This is a genomic window from Microvirga sp. 2YAF29, from assembly GCF_052114605.1.
In the GTDB taxonomy this organism is placed as follows: domain Bacteria; phylum Pseudomonadota; class Alphaproteobacteria; order Rhizobiales; family Beijerinckiaceae; genus Microvirga.
Genome location: NZ_JBFRFB010000014.1, coordinates 48,316 through 67,430, shown reverse-complemented (window position 1 = coordinate 67,430; position 19,115 = coordinate 48,316). Strand labels below are relative to the sequence as shown.

General features: G+C 61.5%; 17 protein-coding genes. 10 read left to right on the top strand and 7 right to left on the bottom strand.

What is annotated here, in order from left to right:
• The first annotated feature begins 12 nt into the window (after positions 1–12).
• The 5 genes from AB4Y85_RS16675 to AB4Y85_RS16655 are packed head-to-tail and all read left to right on the top strand — an operon-like array spanning position 13 to position 6,362.
• Positions 13–1,878 (top strand): ABC transporter ATP-binding protein, encoded by a 1,866-nt coding sequence (locus AB4Y85_RS16675; RefSeq protein ID WP_441986043.1) that lies wholly within the window; start codon positions 13–15, stop codon positions 1,876–1,878.
• Positions 1,878–3,785, top strand: a complete 1,908-nt coding sequence (locus AB4Y85_RS16670) for an ABC transporter substrate-binding protein (RefSeq protein ID WP_441986042.1) — start codon at positions 1,878–1,880, stop codon at positions 3,783–3,785. Before AB4Y85_RS16675 ends, AB4Y85_RS16670 begins: the two co-directional genes overlap by 1 nt.
• Entirely contained in the window at positions 3,782–4,801 is a 1,020-nt protein-coding gene (locus tag AB4Y85_RS16665; protein WP_441986041.1) for an ABC transporter permease, read from the top strand. Before AB4Y85_RS16670 ends, AB4Y85_RS16665 begins: the two co-directional genes overlap by 4 nt.
• Positions 4,798–5,961: an ABC transporter permease gene (locus AB4Y85_RS16660; protein ID WP_441986040.1), complete on the top strand. Its 1,164-nt coding sequence runs from the start codon at positions 4,798–4,800 to the stop codon at positions 5,959–5,961. Before AB4Y85_RS16665 ends, AB4Y85_RS16660 begins: the two co-directional genes overlap by 4 nt.
• A gap of 11 nt (positions 5,962–5,972) precedes the next feature.
• Entirely contained in the window at positions 5,973–6,362 is a 390-nt protein-coding gene (locus AB4Y85_RS16655) for a VOC family protein (protein ID WP_441986039.1), read from the top strand.
• Between the two features lie 75 nt (positions 6,363–6,437).
• On the opposite strand, the gene AB4Y85_RS16650 is transcribed toward AB4Y85_RS16655, so the two are convergent.
• On the bottom strand, positions 6,438–7,925 hold the full coding sequence (locus AB4Y85_RS16650) for a DEAD/DEAH box helicase (RefSeq protein ID WP_441986038.1): 1,488 nt from the start codon (positions 7,923–7,925) through the stop codon (positions 6,438–6,440).
• Between the two features lie 1,014 nt (positions 7,926–8,939).
• On the opposite strand from AB4Y85_RS16650, the gene AB4Y85_RS16645 reads away from it, so the two are divergent.
• From AB4Y85_RS16645 to glpK, 4 genes are read left to right on the top strand one after another with little or no spacing between them, the layout of a single operon-like run.
• Positions 8,940–9,575: an HAD-IA family hydrolase gene (locus AB4Y85_RS16645; RefSeq protein WP_441986037.1), complete on the top strand. Its 636-nt coding sequence runs from the start codon at positions 8,940–8,942 to the stop codon at positions 9,573–9,575.
• Positions 9,576–9,618: 43 nt separating this feature from the next.
• Positions 9,619–10,848, top strand: a complete 1,230-nt coding sequence (locus tag AB4Y85_RS16640; protein ID WP_441986036.1) for an MFS transporter — start codon at positions 9,619–9,621, stop codon at positions 10,846–10,848.
• Positions 10,849–10,903: 55 nt separating this feature from the next.
• A complete protein-coding gene (gene glpD / locus AB4Y85_RS16635; RefSeq protein WP_441986035.1) occupies positions 10,904–12,424 on the top strand; it encodes a glycerol-3-phosphate dehydrogenase in 1,521 nt (506 codons plus the stop codon).
• Positions 12,425–12,445: 21 nt separating this feature from the next.
• Positions 12,446–13,942 carry a glycerol kinase GlpK gene (glpK, locus tag AB4Y85_RS16630; RefSeq protein WP_441986034.1) on the top strand — a complete coding sequence of 499 codons (1,497 nt, stop codon included), beginning with the start codon at positions 12,446–12,448 and terminating at the stop codon, positions 13,940–13,942.
• Positions 13,943–13,975: 33 nt separating this feature from the next.
• On the opposite strand, the gene AB4Y85_RS16625 is transcribed toward glpK, so the two are convergent.
• Complete coding sequence (locus AB4Y85_RS16625) at positions 13,976–14,398, bottom strand: HIT family protein (protein ID WP_441986033.1); 423 nt, start codon at positions 14,396–14,398, stop codon at positions 13,976–13,978.
• A 547-nt stretch (positions 14,399–14,945) separates the two neighbouring features.
• On the opposite strand from AB4Y85_RS16625, the gene AB4Y85_RS16620 reads away from it, so the two are divergent.
• Entirely contained in the window at positions 14,946–15,140 is a 195-nt protein-coding gene (locus AB4Y85_RS16620) for a general stress protein (RefSeq protein ID WP_441986032.1), read from the top strand.
• Positions 15,141–15,219: 79 nt separating this feature from the next.
• Here the strand turns inward: AB4Y85_RS16620 and AB4Y85_RS16615 are convergent, their stop codons facing one another.
• The 5 genes from AB4Y85_RS16615 to AB4Y85_RS16595 form a co-directional block, all read right to left on the bottom strand.
• On the bottom strand, positions 15,220–15,771 hold the full coding sequence (locus AB4Y85_RS16615; protein ID WP_441986031.1) for a hypothetical protein: 552 nt from the start codon (positions 15,769–15,771) through the stop codon (positions 15,220–15,222).
• Positions 15,772–15,795: 24 nt separating this feature from the next.
• On the bottom strand, positions 15,796–16,032 hold the full coding sequence (locus tag AB4Y85_RS16610) for a hypothetical protein (protein ID WP_441986030.1): 237 nt from the start codon (positions 16,030–16,032) through the stop codon (positions 15,796–15,798).
• 316 nt (positions 16,033–16,348) lie between these two features.
• Complete coding sequence (locus tag AB4Y85_RS16605; protein WP_441986029.1) at positions 16,349–17,062, bottom strand: PRC-barrel domain-containing protein; 714 nt, start codon at positions 17,060–17,062, stop codon at positions 16,349–16,351.
• Between the two features lie 290 nt (positions 17,063–17,352).
• Positions 17,353–17,874, bottom strand: a complete 522-nt coding sequence (locus AB4Y85_RS16600; RefSeq protein WP_441986028.1) for a hypothetical protein — start codon at positions 17,872–17,874, stop codon at positions 17,353–17,355.
• Between the two features lie 297 nt (positions 17,875–18,171).
• Entirely contained in the window at positions 18,172–18,978 is an 807-nt protein-coding gene (locus AB4Y85_RS16595) for a response regulator (RefSeq protein WP_441986027.1), read from the bottom strand.
• Between the last annotated feature and the right edge of the window lie 137 nt (positions 18,979–19,115).

Below are 19,115 nucleotides of genomic sequence, written 5' to 3'. Positions count from 1 at the left end.
ATGGAGGAGTTTATGGAAGCGCCGCTCCTGTCGATCCGTCAGCTGATGGTCGATTTCCATACCGACACCGGAGACTTCCGGGCGGTCGACGGCCTGTCCTTCGATATCCCGAAGGGCAGGACCGTGGCGCTGGTGGGCGAGTCCGGCTCCGGCAAGTCCGTGACAGCCCAGGCCATCCTCCAGATCTTGTCGAAGAAGGCGAAGATCACCGGCGGCTCGATCATCTTCAACGATCCCGAGCGCAACGACACCATCGACATCGCCGCCCTCAAGCCCGAGAGCGATGCTATGCATGCCCTGCGCGGCGGGCGCATCGCCATGATCTTCCAGGAGCCGATGACGTCGCTCTCGCCGCTCCACACCATCGGCGACCAGATTTCCGAGGCCCTGCTGATCCACGACGACGTGGACAAGGCCATGGCCCGCCAGCGCACCATCGAGGTGCTGGCCCGCGTCGGCTTTCCCGACCCGAAGCGCGCGTTGCGCACCTACCCGTTCGAGCTTTCCGGCGGACTGCGCCAGCGCGCGATGATCGCCATGGCGCTGATCACCCGCCCTGCCCTTCTGATCGCCGACGAGCCCACGACCGCGCTCGACGTGACGACCCAGGCGCAGATCCTCGACCTCATCAAGGAGCTGCAGGCTGAGACCGGCATGTCGGTGCTTCTCATCACGCACGATCTCGGCGTCGTCGCCAACGTCGCCGACGACGTGGTGGTGATGTATCGCGGGCGCGTGATGGAATCGGGTCAGCGGGAGACGATCTTCCGCAATCCGCAGCATGATTATCTTAAAGCCCTCATGCGCGCCGTTCCGCGTTTCGCCATGGCCGAGGGCGAGCGGCTGACACCGATCCGCGAGGTCAAGAGCGCGGAGCTTGCCAGGGTTCATGCGCCCGACCGTCTCCAGCCCAAAGGTGCGATCCTCAAGGCCGAGGGATTGGCGAAAAGCTACACGCTCCGGTCCGGCTGGTTCTCTGGTAAAACCCGCACGATCCACGCGGTGAATGGAGTCGACCTCACCTTGCCCGTCGGCAAGACGCTGGGCCTCGTGGGCGAGTCCGGCTGCGGCAAGACCACGGTATCGAAGATGATCATGCGCGCGCTCCAGCCAGATGCAGGACACGTGCTCTTCGATGACGGCACCGGCCCGAAAGATGTGCACCAACTCGAAGGCGAAGCGCTGACGAATTATCGCCGCTCCGTGCAGTTCATCTTCCAGGATCCGTTCTCGTCGCTCAATCCGCGCATGACGGTCTACGAGCTTCTCACCGAGCCGCTGCGAATCCACGGCATCGGCACTCCGGACGAGCGCTATCATCGCGTCAAGCAGCTGCTCGATCTGGTGGGCCTCGATCAGCGCTCGCTTCGCCGCTATCCGCATTCCTTTTCCGGCGGCCAAAGGCAGCGCCTCGGCATCGCGCGGGCGCTGGCGCTAGAGCCCCGTGTGCTGCTCTGCGACGAGCCGGTCTCGGCGCTCGACGTATCGGTGCAGGCGCAGGTGCTGAACCTGCTCAAAGACCTGCAATCGGCGCTCGGCCTGTCCTACCTTTTCGTCTCGCACAATCTCGCGGTCGTGGATTACATCGCCGATACCATCGCCGTCATGTGCCGGGGCTATATTGTCGAGGAAGCGCCGAAATCATCGCTCTTCCGCAACCCGGTTCATCCCTACACGCAGGCGCTGCTCGCCGCCGTGCCCGACCCGGACATCGACCGCCCGCTCGATTTCGCGAAGCTGCGGGCGGACCGCTTCTCGAACCCCTCGGAATGGCCCGAACCCTTCCGCATCCCGGAAGGCGAATTCGGCGTGATGAAGGAAATCGAGCCCGGCCATAAAATACGCCTGGGGCGCCTGACCGCACAGGAGGCTGCGTGATGCTGAACTCTATGAGGACGAAGTCACTCGTCATCGCCACCCTCGCAGGCCTGCTTCCTCTGCCGCTCTGCGCGCAGACGATGCAGGAGACGCCCTTCTTCGAGAAGGCGGAGAAGAAGCTGCCCCCGGTCGCCGAGCGCATCCCTTCGACGCCGCTCGTGGTGAATACCGCCGGTCATCCGGGCGGGAACATCATCACCCTCATACCGCGCGCCCGCGATATTCGCTACATCTCCACTTATGCCTATACGCGCCTCGTCGGTTATGACCGACAGCTTCAGCTGCAGCCCGACCTGCTGGAGAGCTTCGACAGCCAGGACGATCAGGTTTTCACCTTCACCCTGCGCGCCGGTCATCGCTGGTCCGATGGGTCGCCCTTCACGGCGGAAGATTTCCGCTACTATTGGGAGGACGTGGCGAACAACAAGGATCTTTCGCCCGCAGGCCCGCCGGAATTCATGCTGGTGGACGGGAAGCCTCCACGCTTCGAGGTCGTCGACGAGCGCACCATTCGCTACACCTGGGACAAGCCCAATCCGCGCTTCCTGCCGCAGCTCGCGGGGCCGCTCGATCCGGCGATCTATCGGGCCTCGAAATATCTCAAGCAGTTCCACGCGAAATATGCCGACAAGGCTGGCCTCGAAGAGCAGGCGAAGAAGCAGAAGCTGAAATCCTGGGCGGCCCTGCACAACCGCATGGACGACATGAAGGAGCAGACCAATCCCGATCTGCCCACCCTCATGCCCTGGCGCGTGACCAACGCCGCGCCCGCCAACCGCTTCGTCTTCGAGCGTAATCCCTATTATCACCGCATCGACAACCAGGGGCACCAGCTGCCTTACGTGGACCGTATCATCATGGATGTCTCGGCCCCTGGCCTCTTTGCCGCCAAGGCCAATGCGGGCGAGACGGACCTGCTGTTCCGAGGCCTGACCATGAGCGACATTCCGGTGCTCAAGGAAGGCGAGAAAATTCACGGCTACAAGACTCTGATCTGGCCTTATGCGCGCGGCACTGAGCTTGCGCTCTATCCCAACCTCAATGCCGTCGATCCGGTCTGGCGTGAGCTCAACCGCGATATCCGCTTCCGACGCGCCCTGTCCCTCGGCATCGACCGCAACACGCTGAACAACGCCCTGCTCTTCGGGCTGGGCACGGAAGGCAACAATACGGTCGTCTCGGAAAGTCCGCTGTTCACGCCGGAGCTGCGCACGCTGAACGCCACCTATGATCCTGGCGAAGCATCGCGGCTTCTTGACGAGATCGGCCTGACCAAGCGCAACGGCGCGGGCATCCGCCTTCTGCCGGACGGGCGCGAGCTGGAGATCATCGTCGAGACGGACGGAGAAAGCAGCCTCGTCGTGGACGGCCTGACGCTCATCAGCGAATTCTGGCGCGAGATCGGCATACGGCTTTTCGTGAAGCCGCAGGACCGTACCGTGCTGCGCAACCGGGCATTCGCCGGGCTGACCGTGATAGTGGCGGCGCCGGGCTTCGACAATGCCATCCCCACCGCCATCATGCCGCCGACCGAATTCGCGCCCATGCGCCAGGACAATTACGCTTGGCCGAAATGGGGCCAGTATGTCGAGACCAAGGGCATGAACGGCGATCCCATCGACATGCCGGAAGCCAAACGCCTCGCGGAACTCTACTCCACCTGGATGTCCACGAGCGACGAGAAGGTGCAGGAGCAAGTGTGGCGCGACATGCTTCGCAATCATGCCGAGAACCAATGGATCATCGGCACGGTAGCAGGCGCGCTTCAGCCTATCGTCACGCGCAACGGCCTCCAGGGCCTGCCGGAGAAGGCGCTCTATTCCTGGGAGCCGACCGCGATGCTCGGGATCTACCGGGTAGATGAAATCTTCTGGAACAAAGCCGTCGGCAAAGAGGCCCGCAGATGATCCGCTTTTTGTTGCGTCGCCTCGTCACCATGGCGGTGACCCTGCTGATCATCTCGGCCCTCGTGTTCTTCATCATCAAACTGCCGCCGGGCGACTTCCTGTCGAACCTGATCACCGAGCTGCGGGCGCAGGGCGACAGCGCCGCCATCGCCAAGGCGGAATTTCTCATCAAGCAATACGGGCTCGATCGCCCGGCCTGGGAGCAATACCTGATCTGGCTCGGCGTGATGCCCGGCCCCAACGGCTTCTCCGGCCTCCTGCAGGGCGATTGGGGCTGGTCCTTCGAGTTCGACAAGCCCGTCGTCGATGTGGTGGGCGATGCGTTATGGCTGACGCTGCTCGTGAACCTCGCAGTCGTGATCTTCATCCATGTGGTCTCGATCCCCATCGCGATCTATTCGGCCACGCGGCAATATTCCGCCGGCGATTACGCCGCGACCTTCGTCGGCTATATCGGCCTTGCGACCCCGAGCTTCCTGCTTGGCCTGATCCTGCTTTATTACATGAACCGCTGGTTCGGCGTGTCCATCGGCGGTCTCTACGATGCGGAATATGCGGGCGAGCCATGGACCTGGGGCAAGATCCAGTCCCTGCTCTCGCATCTTATCGTACCGACCATCGTGATCGGTCTCGCGGGCACGGCCTCGATGATCCGGCGCATGCGCGCGAACCTGCTCGATGAACTGGGCAAGCAATATTACGTGACGGCAAAGGCCAAGGGACTGGAGCCCACGAAGGCGCTGCTGAAATACCCGTTCCGCATGTCGCTCAACCCGTTCGTCGCGGATATAGGCAATCTCCTGCCGCATCTGGTCTCGGGTTCGGTGCTCGTATCCCTCGTACTGAGCCTGCCAACCGTCGGCCCGATCCTGCTGGGTGCGCTTAAAAGCCAGGACCAGTTCCTCGCCGGCTTCATCCTCATGTTCGTGGCAATGCTCACCGTTGTCGGCATGCTGATTTCCGACATTCTGCTGGCATGGCTCGATCCTCGCATCCGCCTGGGAGGCACACGATGAACACGCTTCCCCCGCTTAAAAAACATTATGTGGATCCGGCCCCCTTCGATCCCGGCGCGACGGAGCCGCTGGGCTCGGAGAACGAAGCCTTCTACCGCGCCTCATCCTGGCAGCTCATGTGGTGGAAGTTCCGCCGTCACAAGGTGGCGCTGGCGGCGGCCATCATCCTGTTGTTCTTCTATCTGATGGTGCCCTTCGTCGAAATCATCGCGCCCTACAACCAGACCAAGCGCCACGGCGATTTCCTCTATGCCCCGCCGCAGAGCATCCACCTCATGCACGAAGGGCGGCTCATCGGTCCCTACGTCTATCCCTACAAGTTCACCTTCGACATGGACACGTTCCGGCGCGTCTACACGGTCGATAGGTCCCAACCGCAACCGATCCGCTTCTTTTGCCGTGCGGATGCTTACGAGTTCTGGGGCCTCATCAACTCCGACATCCACCTCTTCTGCCCGCCTGAGAACGGCACGATGTTCATTCTCGGCACGGACCGCCTGGGCCGCGATCTCTTCTCGCGCATCATCTACGGCGCGCGGATCTCGCTGACCATCGGCATCATCGGCATCGCGGTATCGTTCACGCTGGGCCTCTTCTTCGGCGGCCTTGCAGGTTATCTCGGCGGCTGGGTGGATCACGTGATCCAGCGCGTCATCGAGATTCTGCGCTCATTGCCGGAGCTGCCGCTATGGCTTGCGCTCTCGGCGGCTTTGCCGGCCAACTGGAGCCCGATCCTCGTCTTCTTCGGCATCACGATCATTCTCGGCCTGCTCGATTGGCCGGGCCTTGCCCGCGCTGTCAGATCAAAGCTGCTGTCGCTGCGCGAAGAGGATTACGTGAAGGCGGCGGAGCTGATGGGCGCATCGAAGCAGCGCATCATCGCACGCCACCTGATCCCCAACTTCATGAGCCATCTCATCGCCTCCGCAACGCTCTCGATCCCGTCCATGATCCTCGGCGAGACCGCCCTCTCCTTCCTAGGCCTGGGCCTTCGCCCGCCAGTCACGAGTTGGGGCGTGCTGCTCAACGAAGCGCAGAACCTCGCCGCCGTGCAGCTGCATCCGTGGCTGCTCTTCCCCATGGTGCCGGTGATCATCGTCGTCCTCGCCTTCAATTTCATGGGCGACGGATTGCGCGACGCGGCGGATCCTTATCACTGACGGAGACTGACATGAGCCCATCGAAGCTTGCGACCAAGGATGCCCTGGCGACCGTTCCGGTAAAGGATCTGGCGAGAGCTAAAACCTTCTACGAGCAGACGCTCGGGCTTGAGCCGATTGAGACCGAGGAGAGCGGCGTTCAGGCCTATTGCGCAGGCTCATCGACGATCATCGTCTATGAGTCCGCATTCGCAGGCACCAACCAAGCCACCGCCGTCACATGGCCCGTGGGTGACGACCTCGACGCCATCATCGCCGAACTTAAAGCGAAGGGCGTGACCTTCGAGCATTACGACATGCCCGGCACCACGCTCGAGGGCGACATCCATGTTTCAGGCCGCATGCGTGTGTCCTGGTTCAAGGACCCCGACGGCAACATCATCAATGTCGGAAATTATTGAGCGTCTCTCTCAACCAAAACACACAACAAAAAAGGCGCCCTTTCAGGCGCCTTCTTCATTTTATGCTGTGCTTATTCAGCGGCGGCGCGGGCTCTTGTCGAGCCATGCGACCTGCGCGCCATCGCCGCGGCGGCCTTCGGAACGCTGGCCGGGCTTGCCCTGTGCGGCGCGCTGAGGCTGCTGCGGGCGCTGGCCCTGTGCGGGCCTCTCGCCTTGAGCGGAACGCTGCTGCTGACCGGCAGCCTGTCCGTTGCCCTGCGACTGACCGCCGGGCTTGCCGCCACGGCTGCGACGGCGCTGGGGGCCTTTGTCGGCGTTCGGATCGCTGCTGCGCGACTGGCCGTGGCCCTTATGACCGCGTGCATGCGGCGCCGGGCGACCGCGCTGGTGCTCGCGGCGCTCGGAAGGTTCAGGAGCAGCGGACGCTGCGGGCAGGCCTTCCGGCAGCGGCATGACCGGCACCTTCAGGCGCGTCAGCTTCTCGATGTCCTTCAGGTACGCCTTCTCCTCGTCGTTGCAGAACGAGATCGCGAGACCCGTCGCACCGGCGCGGGCCGTACGGCCGATGCGGTGGACGTAAGATTCCGGCACATTCGGCAGGTCGTAGTTGATGACGTGGGACACGCCCTCGACGTCGATGCCGCGCGCGGCGATGTCGGTGGCAACCAGCACACGGCAGGAGCCGTCACGGAAACCGGCCAGCGCACGCTCGCGCTGCGGCTGCGACTTGTTGCCGTGAATGGCGGCGCCCACGATGCCGGCCTTGTCGAGGCCGCGCACGACCTTGTCCGCGCCGTGCTTGGTGCGGGTGAAGACGAGCACGCGGTCGATGCTTGGGTCGCGCAGGAGCGTCTCGAGCAGAACCTGCTTGCGGCCCGTCTGCACGAACATGACGCTCTGCTCCACACGCTCGGCGGTGGTGGCGACGGGCGTCACCGCCACATGGGCCGGATTGCGCAGGAACGAGTCGGCCAGCGACGAGATCGTCTTCGGCATGGTGGCCGAGAAGAACAGGCTCTGGCGGTCTTTCGGCAGCATGGTCACGATGCGCTTCAGCGCATGGATGAAGCCAAGATCGAGCATCTGGTCGGCCTCGTCGAGGACGAGGATCTCGATATCGCGAAGGTTCAGCGCCCTGCGATCCACGAGGTCGAGCAGACGGCCGGGCGTGGCGACGAGCACGTCGACGCCCTGAGCGATTGCCTTCTCCTGGCGGGAAATGGTGACGCCGCCGAACACCACTTCGGTGGAAAGGCGCAGGTTGCGGCCATAGACGCGGAAGCTGTCGGCGATCTGGCCGGCGAGCTCACGGGTCGGGCTGAGCACGAGCACGCGCGGGCTCTTGGGCTTGCGCGGCTTCGGGTTGTCGTTGAGGCGGTGAAGAATCGGCAGCGCGAAGGCCGCCGTCTTGCCGGTGCCCGTCTGCGCGATGCCGCAAACGTCGCGGCCTTCCATGGCATAGGGAATGGTCTGGGCCTGGATCGGCGTGGGCTTCTCATAGCCCTCAGCGGACAAGGCCTTCAGGATCGGCTGGGCCAATCCGAAATCGGTAAAGAGTGTCAAAGGAGATCTTTCGAACGGATGCGGTGAGCCGGAAAGCAGGTTCGGCTATACGCTCAAGGCGCTTCATGGCTCTGGGAGACAACCCGCGTGATGGGGCCGTCATATGGGTCAAGCGTTTGAAGAAGGGGACCGGGTTTTCACTGATCAGCGAATTTCCGTCACGCAGTCCCGCTCAAGCGGCTCGTTCATCGAGCGCTGACGCCGTGCCGTTCATATGAAGGCTCGGTGTCAAAAAGTCAATGAGAGGCGCCCGACCCACCGCCGTCATCCCCGAATGGCAGGACCGCTCCGGGATCGGGTGCAGGATGAGGTGCGCCCTTCTGTCATTCCGGGGCGAGCGTTAGCGAGAGCCCGGAACCCATAACCACCGCATGTACAGGATAAGGCTGTGCAGATCGAAGCGCTTTTCTTGCAACGCCGTGGTTATGGGTTTCCACGCCTACGGCGCGGCCCCGGAATGACAGCGCTCTCTTCTGATGACGATCCCGGATCTGCGCTGCGCTCCGTCCGGGATGACCGCTTGAGGTGAGGTAGGCGCAACGATATGTTCTGCATTTGTTCTTGACAATGATCCTAACCTTGGCTATACCCTTCCCCAGCCTGATCCACCGAGGGGCGCGCTCGCGAGGCGTCGTGATTGTGGGATCGGGCACGGTCCTGCTGTGGGTGTCGCAAGCCCGCTGACGGGAGGCCCTCCGCTGAAAGACGCGGTGTACGCCTAAAAAAGCCGTGCGCGAGGAGCCGTCAGGTTCTTCACACAAACACACAACGAGCCGGACGCCTCCTCGCGCCCTCCCTCGACCAGCAAACCTCGGGCGAAACACGCCGCGAGGCCGTTCTCGCTTGTTCTTTGGAAGTCACTGATCGCAGGTCGGCATTCAATGCACAGAAAGTACTGCGAGAAGGATCGTTGGGACGCCCCTACAGACCTATCCGTCAGCCAGAGGGCATGACATAAGTTTCGAAACAAAAGAACGTCTTCGGTGAGGATGTTCAAGAGGGAAACGCGCAGCCATGCAGGGGCAAATCTTCCTGTTCGACATGGACGGCACCTTGATCGATTCCAATGGAGTGATCGAAGGCATCTGGCACCGCTGGGCCGGCAGGCATGGTCTCGACGGGCATGCGGTGCTGGCCAAGGCCCATGGGCGGCAGGCTGCCGAGACGATCCAGCTTTTCGCGCCCGAGGGCGTCGACCAGGTTGCCGAGACGGACTGGATCAACGAACAGGCCGCCATGGAAACGAGCGGGATCAAAGCCGTGCCGGGCGCCAAGGCGTTTCTTTCCCAACTTCGCTCCGGTGAATGGGCCATCGTGACCTCGGCGAAGCGCTTCATTGCGGAACAATGGCTGGCGGCCGCAGGCCTGCCCCAGCCTGAAATCCTTATCGCAGCCGAGGACGTGTCTCGCAGCAAACCCGATCCCGAAGGCTATCGCTTGGCAGCGAAGCGCCTCGGCCATGAGGCAAGCGAGGCCATTGTCTTCGAGGATGCGCAGGCCGGCATCGAAGCTGGTCGGCGAGCCGGCGCAAGGATCGTGGGGATCGGCTCCGCGAACCATTTTTTCCACCTCGCGGATACATGGATTTCGAGCTTCCGGCAGGTCGATCTGCTAAGAGAACCCTTAGGCGGCTTCAGACTCCGATTCTGATCCTGCCGCCGATCGACAAGTCTCCCCGGCTGAAAGGCCAGCGATGTCCTCCCCCGTCCAAATGCCGTGGCGCTTTCTCCTCGCGCTGTCGTTCACCCAGCTGATTTCCTATGGGACGGTTTTCTATTCCTTCGCGCTCATCATCGAGCAGATGGAACGGGACTTGGGATGGTCGAAATCGGCGCTCGGGGGCGCTTATTCCCTCGCCCTCGTTTCCTTCGCCTTATGCGCCGTGCCCGTCGGCCGCCTGATCGATAAGGGCTATGGCCGCTGGGTCATGACCGGGGGCTCCGCCCTCGCCGCCGTCCTTCTCGCTTTCTGGGCCCATGCCGATCAATACCTCACCATCGTGCTGATCTGGCTCGGCATCGGGGCCGTCATGAGCGCCGTGTTCTATGAGGCGAGCTTTGCCGTGCTGACGCTTCATCTCGGCGTACAGACCCGCCGGGGCATCACCATCATGACGCTCATTGCCGGGTTCGCCAGCACGATCTTCATCCCCCTCCTCCACTGGTCCATCGAGCTCTATGGCTGGCGGGGTACTCTCCTGGTCCTGGCGGCCCTGAACATCGGCATCTGCACCCTTGTCCATGCGGTCACCATTCCGGCCGTTCGCCGCGAAAGGAAGAGCACGACAGCCAGTCAAATAAAGCCCGCATCCCATCCGCACCGGATTCTCCGCCGTCCCGCCTTCTGGTTTTTCGTCGGAGCCTTCGTTCTCCAGGGCATCCTCTCTACCGGTATTCCCGTCCACCTGATCCCCATGGTCCTCGAGAAGGGCTTCCCCATCGAGACTGCCGTGGCCGCCTACACGGTCATCGGCCCCGCCCAGGTGGCGGCGCGCTTCCTGACAGGCTTCGGCGAGCGGGGCCTGAGCCTTAAGGCGATCGGCCTTGCGACCATGATCATCGCCGTCATGGCCTTTGCCCTCCTGCCCTTCATCTCAGTTGGGTTCTGGACGATCATCGCCTTCGCGACTCTCTACGGCGCGGCCAACGGCATGATCACCATCGTGCGGGCCCTCCTGCCGCCAGAGCTGTTCGGGCGCGAGGATTACGGCACGGTCCAGGGCCTGATCGCCATGCCGATCCGCCTCACCACGGCTGCCGCCCCATTCCTGTTCGGGGCGCTCTGGGCATGGTCAGGCAGTTACAGTTCGGTCATGATCATGTGCTTAGGCATGTCCCTTCTCTCCCTGGGCTTCTTTGTTGCCGTGCTGTTGTTTCAAAAGGATCGGGAAAATCCCGAAAATCCACTTGCGTTAGACGGCTAAAGAACTCATGTGCTGAGCTACATAATTGCTTGGTTTTTGAAGAAAGACGCGTTCCGTGACGGCAGTAACTGATCTTCTCATCGTCGGCGGCGGCATCAATGGCGCGGGCATCGCGCGCGATGCGGTGGGCCGGGGTCTCTCCGTGGTGCTCTGCGAGCAGGGCGATCTGGCGGGCTATACTTCCTCCGCCTCGACGAAGCTGATCCATGGCGGCCTGCGCTATCTCGAATATTACGAGTTCCGCCTTGTCCGCGAGGCCCTGTTCGAGCGCGAGCGCCTGCTCAATTCGGCTCCGCATATCATCTGGCCGCTGCGCTTCATCCTGCCCCACGAGAAGGGCATCCGCCCGGCCTGGTTCGTGCGTCTCGGCCTGTTCCTCTACGACCACCTCGCCCCGCGCAAGAAGCTGCCGGGAACGGAAGGCATCAAGCTCACCCGCCATCCCGCAGGCCAGGCCCTGAAGCCCGGCTTCGACACGGCCTTCGTCTATTCCGATTGCTGGGTCGAGGACAGCCGCATGGTGGCGCTCAACGCCATCGACGCCTTCGAGAAGGGCGCGGATATCCGCGTGCGCACCAAGCTGACCTCGGCCCGCCGCGAGGGCGATATCTGGGTGGCGACGCTCGAGAACACGGAGACCGGCCAGACGCAGGATGTCCGCGCCAAGGTCATCGTCAATGCGGGCGGCCCCTTCGTCGCCGACGTGCTGAATGCCAAGCTCGGCCTCAACACCAAGAAGAGCGTACGCCTCGTGAAGGGCAGCCACATCGTGGTGCCGAAGCTCTTCGACACGAAGGAAGCCTTCATCCTGCAGAACACGGACAAGCGCATCGTGTTCGCGATTCCCTATCAGGAGAAGTTCACGCTCATCGGCACCACGGATATCCCCGTGGAATCCGTGCCCGACAAGAAGGTCGAGATCAGCGCGGACGAGGTGCAGTATCTCTGCAATGTCGTGAACCACTTCTTCAAGAAGCAGGTGACGCCCACGGACGTGGTCTGGACCTATTCCGGCGTGCGCCCGCTCTTTGACGACGGCTCCTCCAACGCCTCCGCCGTCACCCGCGATTACGTGTTCGACATGGACACGGCAGGCGGCAAGGCGCCGGTTCTGTCGATCTTCGGCGGCAAGATCACGACCTTCCGCAAGCTTGCCGAGCACGCGCTCGATGAGCTGAAGACCTTCTTCCCGAACATGAAGCCGTCCTGGACCGAGAATGCGAAGATGCCCGGCGGCGACATGCCGGATGCAGATTTCGACCGCTTCTTCGCGACCGTGCGCCAGCGCTGGCCCTTCCTGCCGGAGCAGGTGGCCCATCGCCTCGCCCGCGCCTATGGCACGCGGATCGATGAGTTGCTGGGCCAGACCAAGTCCATGGCCGATCTCGGCGAGGATTTCGGCGCCGGCCTGACGGGCGCGGAGGTCGATTACCTGATGCGCCGCGAATGGGCGCGCAGCGCCGAGGATATCCTCTGGCGTCGTTCGAAGCTCGGGCTTCATGTGCCCGCCGACGCTCCGGCGAGGATTGACGCCTACATCGCCAAGCACAAGGCTGCATCCGTCGCTGCCCAATAAGAAACGTCCAGGGGATTCATCATGGCTCAGTATGTCGGCGCTATCGATCAGGGCACGACCAGCTCGCGCTTCATCGTGTTCGACCGCGCCGGCAGCATCGTCTCCGTCGGCCAGAAGGAGCACGAGCAGATCTATCCCAAGCCCGGGCATGTGGAGCACGATCCCCTCGAGATCTGGCGCAACACGCAAGGAGTGATCCTTGAGGCCTTGGACAAGAAGGGCCTGAAGCCACAGGACCTCGCCGCCATCGGCATCACCAACCAGCGCGAGACCACGCTGATCTGGGACAAGCGCACCGGAAAGCCGCTCCATAACGCGCTTGTCTGGCAGGACACTCGCGTCGATTCCATCGTCGAGGAATTCGCTGCTGACGGCGGCTATGACCGCCTGCGGGTCAAGACTGGCCTGCCGCTCGCGAGCTACTTCTCGGGCCTCAAACTGCGGTGGCTGCTCGACAACGTGCCCGGTGCGCGGGAGAAGGCTGCGGCGGGCGATGTTCTGTTCGGCAATATCGACACCTGGCTCGTCTGGAACCTGACCGGCGGCATCGACAATGGCTGCCACATCACCGACGTGACGAATGCCAGCCGCACGCAGCTGATGAACCTGAACACCCTGGAATGGGACGAGGAGATCCTTTCGCTCTTCGACATTCCCCGCGCCTGCCTGCCGAAGATCCTCTCGTCGAGCGAGGTCTATGGCGTCGCGACCGACAATCTGGCCGGCGTGCCGATTGCAGGCATCCTCGGCGACCAACAGGCGGCTCTCGTAGGCCAGGCCTGCTTCCAGCCGGGCGAAGCCAAGAACACCTACGGCACCGGCTGCTTCATGCTCATGAACACCGGCGAGACGCCCTACCCGTCCAAATGCGGCCTGCTGACGACGATGGGCTACAAGTTCGGGAACGAGAAGCCGGTCTATGCGCTGGAAGGCTCCATCGCCATCGCGGGCGCCCTGGTGCAGTGGCTGCGCGACAATCTCGGGATCATCCAGGCAAGCCACGATATCGAGCCGCTCGCCCGCAGCGTCGAGGACAATGGCGGCGTGACCATCGTGCCGGCTTTCTCCGGCCTTTACGCCCCGCATTGGAACTCCCACGCCCGCGGCCTGATCGGCGGGCTGACGCGCTACGCCAACAAGGCCCATATCGCCCGCGCCGCCCTGGAGGCCACGGCCTTCCAGACCCGCGAGGTACTGGAGGCCATGGTCAAGGACACGGGCATCGCGGTCAAAGACCTGCGCACCGATGGCGGCATGGTGGTGAACGAGCTGCTGATGCAGTTCCAGGCCGATGTCCTTGATGTGCCGGTGGTGCGCCCCAAAGTGATCGAAACGACGGCCCTGGGCGCCGCCTACGCGGCCGGCCTCGCCGTCGGATTCTGGACGAGCAAGGAAGAGGTCGCCCGCAACTGGGCCATCGACAAGCGCTGGACCCCGTCGATGGAGGCCTCGCGCCGCACCCAGCTCAACGCGGAATGGGACAAGGCCGTCGCCCGCTCCCTCGACTGGGCTCCTTAAGAAGTACGGGCGGTCGCGAACCGCCCTTCTCGTTCAAGCGCCGAGAACGCTCCTGATCCTGGCCGCATGATCCGCCAGCACGTCATTGGCCTCCATCTGCCCCGTATGCGGCTTCAACGGCACGCCCTCGAAGCGGGGGATGATATGGACATGGAGGTGGAACACCACCTGCCCGCCCGCGCTCTCGTTGAATTGCTGGACAGTCACGCCATCGGCGGAGAAGGCCTCCTTCACCCCGCGGGCCACGACCTGAACCGCCTTGGCGAGTTCCGCGACGTCTTCAGGCTTCGCGTCGAGGATGTTGCGGGCCTTGGTCTTCGGGATCACCAGCACATGGCCCTCGCCTCTCGGCATGATGTCCATGAAGCCCAGAACCTGATCCGTCTCGTAGATCTTGTGACAGGGAAGCTCCCCTCTGAGGATCTTCGCGAAAACATTGGTGTCGTCGTAGGTCATCCTGCCCTCTCGTCATCCATGGGTCCGATGCTCATACACCGAGATCGGGCATCGATCATCTCTCTTGCGAGCTTGAGCTGTTGGCAGGCCTTGGAGCAGTTCGAGCCTGCGAAGTGCTGGGAGAGAGGAACGAACCAGAGTGAATCCATCCCCGAGTCAAACCGGCCGCCCCTGATGGCTCCAGCTTGAAGCCAAGAATATTCTTCATATTCGACCGATGAATTGATGTCTCACTCTTCCAGGGGATGCTTAGGGTTCCGTGCGGGAGACTCGCGCAGCTTTCAATAAACCGAGGGCGCGCGACCGATCTTCTTAAATATCCCATGCTTTGTGCTTTTGATTTTTGCGATGCCGCAAAATATCCTTGGTTGCTCATAAACAAAAAGTCGCCACAATTATTTGGGTGCGACAAGAAAGCTCAACCCTTCTTCCATCGGGGCAGACTTTATTCTTCAAACTTTTTGCAAAGGTTGCGCCTTCCCAACCGGAACCATCGAATTTGAGAGCGGTTGTTCAACCATGAACACATTCGTTAAGGAGGCATAAGATGGCGCCAAGTAGTTCGACTTCTAAGCGCGGTTTCGCGTCCATGGACTCTGACCGTCAGCGTGAGATCGCAAGCAAAGGCGGGAAGAGCGTTCCGGCTGAAAAGCGTTCCTTCTCGCAGGATCGCGAATTGGCCTCGGAAGCCGGCCGTAAGGGCGGTCAGGCCTCGGGTAACACCCGCGGCACTCAGGAATAGCATTGCCGCATGGCAATCGCAGTAAAGGGGCCGCTGGACGGCCCCTTTAACTTTACCCGATTACGAAAAACGAAAAGACTTATTGCTTAAAATGCAGAGCGGGATCGAACCGCCATTCCGTGATCACGTCAGTCCTGGCATCGTCCATTCCAAGCATGGCCCGGAAATCGGACAGACTCGGCACCTGAAAAACGATTGTCCCAAGATCGATCTGACGGATGATCTCCCCGGTCAAGGGCTTCAGAGGGTCCAATGATTGAACGTCGAGAACGAAGGCCGCTTCCTGCGTGACCTCCGGCCCAACCTGATGCGATGCGGCGATCATGGTCAAAAGGCAGTACTCATCGACGGAACCTTGCCGCGAACCGACAGGACGGAAATGAAACGGCCTCCCCCGCTGACGGGTCAGGGAGAAGGCAAGCAGGAGCGCGTCCGAAACGATGCCCTTGGCCAGTCCTGGATCGAGAAACCTGGACAAGGCTGTCTCGGGACTATCGAGAAGCGCTAGGTCGTACTGATCCTCCAGGCTTCCCAGCGACCGGAAAACATCGATGACCGGTACGGCACTCGGGTGAAAGAGCACTGCAACCGCATCGTGCCTGTTGAAGGATCTGTCTACGCTGGTCATCACCACAATAAACCTATGACTTGAGGATTAAACGTGACGCTGAACGCCGGGAGCAAAGGACCGGGGCCAGGCCTGCACGACCAGATGACGCCTCAGCATCAAGGGGCACGTGACGTCGTCCTGCTGATTATTGGCCACGATGCCGCTCAAGACGAACGCGGCGCTGTGCCGGTCATAAGGAGAAGAACTGGAAGACAGGCGGGAAAACTCGTCCGGCAACTCTTCCTGGCACAACGCAGCATCCAATTCGTTCGTCGCAGTCATTGTCGCCTCCGCATCATTCTTGTTTCGGCAACGTGTGCGCCAAGCGCGGGTTCCTGCTGCGGCGTGAAGTTCTCGAAACCCTTGGCCTTCCAGGAAATGCCGAGCTTCGAGAGGCCCGCGAAAAATTTTCAATATTTTCCAGGAACCGGAGGCCACCTCATACCGTTCTAGTTTCGACCGGTTCGAATGCCCCCTCGGACTGGCACTTTTAAAGGCGCAGCCATGAATGGCTGCGCCTTTTATTTTGCTCTACGGGCTTAAAAAGAAAACGGCACCCCGGAGACCGGAGTGCCGCTGTCTTCCCGATAGCTGCCGGTTAGGGCTTGGGAGCCGTCGTCGTCGTGCCGGATGCGCCCGTCGTACCCGTCGTGGTCGCGTTGTCCTTTCCAGCCTTCTTGTCGAAGGCAGGGGCAGCCTGAAGATCAGCCTTGGTCATGCGCAGGACAACACGCTCTGGCTCATTGGCCGAGGCCGAGCTGGAAACCGTCGAGGTTGCTGGAGCCGCCGTGTTCTGGCCAGCGGTAGAACCCGTGGCCGTCGAACCGGTCGTGGCTACGCCGTTGTTGCTGCTATCCATGGCTTTCGCTTGCTGAGCGTTGGCAAATTCCAGCGAGTCGTACGGGACGGCCACGTTCTTCTCACCAATTCCGAGGAAGCCGCCTACGCCGACCACGGCAGCCAGGACCTGACCGTTACGGTCCACGATCACGTCGTTGATGTCGCCGATCGACTCGTTATTGGAGCTGACGACGCGGGTGCCGATGAGATCGGACGCCATCATCTGATTAGCCTGCATCTGGGTCATGAACTGACCCTGCGACGCACTACCCTGGCTCATAGACGCGGACGAGTTCGTCGACGGGCTCACAGTGCCGGGCTGCATGGCCGGCGAGCCGGAATTGGTAGTACCCGTGCCGGTGGCAGCCGGACGGTCCGTCGGGGCCGATGGCGCGGGCGAGGTCTGAGCAAGGGCCGGCACAGCCGCGAAAGCCGTTACGACGAGGCAAGCTGCCATATGCTTCTTCAGCATTGCGAATTCTCCTGGGTGTACATTGGATCGCGTTGTGCGCCTTATTGCGCGGGAGATGAACGTCACTCGCCAGAAATCGTTCCCATATTTCAGAGCATCAAATAATTGTCATCGAGTATAAATTAAGCCGCCTTAAAATGAATACTCTTTAATAATGCCCCTCTTCATACCGACCCGCGCTACACGAATTCAGAATTCCCACAACAACCAAAAGCTGAACAAGCTCCTCTATGCAACACTAAAAGGGAAACGGCCCCGTACTGGACGGGGCCGTTTCATCATTCCTGCCGTCAGATCAGCGGATGCTCCAGCGACGCGAGACAAAGGCTTGGCATCCGGCTTGCGCTTGCCCTGGCAAGGGGGCTCACATCACCCATGCATCCCACCGGCGTAGTGCGCTTCGGCTTGCGGATCTCCTCGCTGCCCTCGCGGCGGGTGACAGGCGGATGCTCCACTGCGGGGCCCTGCGTCTCTTCCTTCATAGTAAGGATAGGCAGATCGGTATTCTTTGAGAAAATGGTCGTTCCGGAACGCGGATCGGAGCGATAGAGAACTTCGCCATTGCCGCCGCGCAGGATCACCGTTGCTTGGGTCAGCCCGACCACCTCAACGATGGAAACGGTGTTCTGCTGGACATCGCCATCCCAAACAGCCAGCCTGTCGCCTTTGACAGCATTCTGCTGCGTCATCGCCACCCGAAGAATGTCCTTGGACTTCGTGAAGGTATCGGGCTCCGAATTCGCGAGAGCAAAACTGCCCGCGAGGAAGCTAATCCCAGCTAGGCCAACCAACGTGATGGAGGCGCGGAGCATTCCCTCTCTCCTGCTTTCTCAGCTAAACTATTCGAGAAAACAACGCAGCCTCATCTTCGCGGTTCCTAAGCACCCATTCAGGATATTGCAAGAAAAAAAGTGGGAACCTTTATTTTCCACGGGGCGTTCTTTAGGTACCGGCCTCCTGGTCCTCCCCGCATTCCCCTTGTGCATTGGCCGGCACCTTTAGACGGGCTTTTGAGCCCGTCTTTTTTTATGCCGATTACATCATGACAAAAGAAAAACCCGGCTGTTGAGCCGGGCGATTACTTAGCAGTTATATTAGTCGAGCTGGGTTCAGGCCGTGGCGGCTCGAACCTCACGCCGGCGGGCACTCTGCTGGAAGAACAGGGCCTGGCTTATCACCGCCGACACGTTGGCCGGCTGGAAAGGCTTGGCGATCAGGAAGGCCGGTTCCGGCCGCTCACCCGTGAGGAACCGCTCGGGGTAGGCGGTGATGAAGATCACCGGCACCTCGAAGGATTTCAGGAGGTCATTCACCGCGTCGAGACCAGAGCTGCCGTCGGCGAGTTGGATATCGGCGAGGATGAGGCCGGGCTGCTTGGCGGAAGCCAGCTTCACTGCCTCTGTGCGCGTACGGGCGACGCCGGTCACGTTATGGCCGAGACCTTCGACGAGCGCCTCGAGATCCATGGCGATCAGCGGTTCATCCTCAATGATGAGAATATCTGTCGCCATATCGGCGGCAAGCTCGCGGCCTGCTTCGTCGACGAGGTCGCGGACGGTCTTGGTGTCCACGTCGAGGATCTGGCCGACCTCCTCTTCCCCGAAGCCTTCTAGACAGGAAAGGAGGAATGCCTGACGCGGCAAAGGAGTGATCTGGCCCAGGCGAACTTCCGCCGGGAGATCGCGCTGGATCTGCTCGCTGCGGCCGTTCACCGAAAGCGAGTTCCAGATGCGCGTGAAAACTTGGAAAAGCTCGACCTTGACGTTGCCGGATGGCCCGATGGTTTCGGGCTCGCTGACCAGCGTCTCAAGGGTGGCTGCCACATAGGCATCGCCAGCCATTTGGCTGCCTGTGAGAGCTCGTGCGTAGCGGCGGAGGTATGGTAAATGCTGGACGACAAGCTGAGCTGTCGACATTCGCTTCCCCTTATATGTGCTTTTGAATCGTTGTACCGATGGTCCATTCAACTCGGCAAAGCTGAAAAAGTTCCATGTTGGAACCGTGAGGGATACCGAGCGTTATTGCTCGAAAATGAATATACGGATACTGCCAA

Bases quoted from the DNA above. Each gene is read 5' to 3' on its own strand.
- AB4Y85_RS16620 (WP_441986032.1), top strand. From the start codon at position 14,946: ATGGCGCCAAGTAGTTCGACTTCTAAGCGCGGTTTCGCGTCCATGGAC.
- AB4Y85_RS16610 (WP_441986030.1), bottom strand. From the start codon at position 16,032: ATGACTGCGACGAACGAATTGGATGCTGCGTTGTGCCAGGAAGAGTTG.
- glpK (WP_441986034.1), top strand. From the start codon at position 12,446: ATGGCTCAGTATGTCGGCGCTATCGATCAGGGCACGACCAGCTCGCGC.
- AB4Y85_RS16655 (WP_441986039.1), top strand. From the start codon at position 5,973: ATGAGCCCATCGAAGCTTGCGACCAAGGATGCCCTGGCGACCGTTCCG.
- AB4Y85_RS16605 (WP_441986029.1), bottom strand. From the start codon at position 17,062: ATGCTGAAGAAGCATATGGCAGCTTGCCTCGTCGTAACGGCTTTCGCG.
- AB4Y85_RS16625 (WP_441986033.1), bottom strand. From the start codon at position 14,398: ATGACCTACGACGACACCAATGTTTTCGCGAAGATCCTCAGAGGGGAG.
- AB4Y85_RS16675 (WP_441986043.1), top strand. From the start codon at position 13: ATGGAAGCGCCGCTCCTGTCGATCCGTCAGCTGATGGTCGATTTCCAT.
- AB4Y85_RS16670 (WP_441986042.1), top strand. From the start codon at position 1,878: ATGCTGAACTCTATGAGGACGAAGTCACTCGTCATCGCCACCCTCGCA.
- AB4Y85_RS16645 (WP_441986037.1), top strand. From the start codon at position 8,940: ATGCAGGGGCAAATCTTCCTGTTCGACATGGACGGCACCTTGATCGAT.
- AB4Y85_RS16600 (WP_441986028.1), bottom strand. From the start codon at position 17,874: ATGCTCCGCGCCTCCATCACGTTGGTTGGCCTAGCTGGGATTAGCTTC.
- AB4Y85_RS16665 (WP_441986041.1), top strand. From the start codon at position 3,782: ATGATCCGCTTTTTGTTGCGTCGCCTCGTCACCATGGCGGTGACCCTG.
- AB4Y85_RS16595 (WP_441986027.1), bottom strand. From the start codon at position 18,978: ATGTCGACAGCTCAGCTTGTCGTCCAGCATTTACCATACCTCCGCCGC.
- AB4Y85_RS16660 (WP_441986040.1), top strand. From the start codon at position 4,798: ATGAACACGCTTCCCCCGCTTAAAAAACATTATGTGGATCCGGCCCCC.
- AB4Y85_RS16640 (WP_441986036.1), top strand. From the start codon at position 9,619: ATGTCCTCCCCCGTCCAAATGCCGTGGCGCTTTCTCCTCGCGCTGTCG.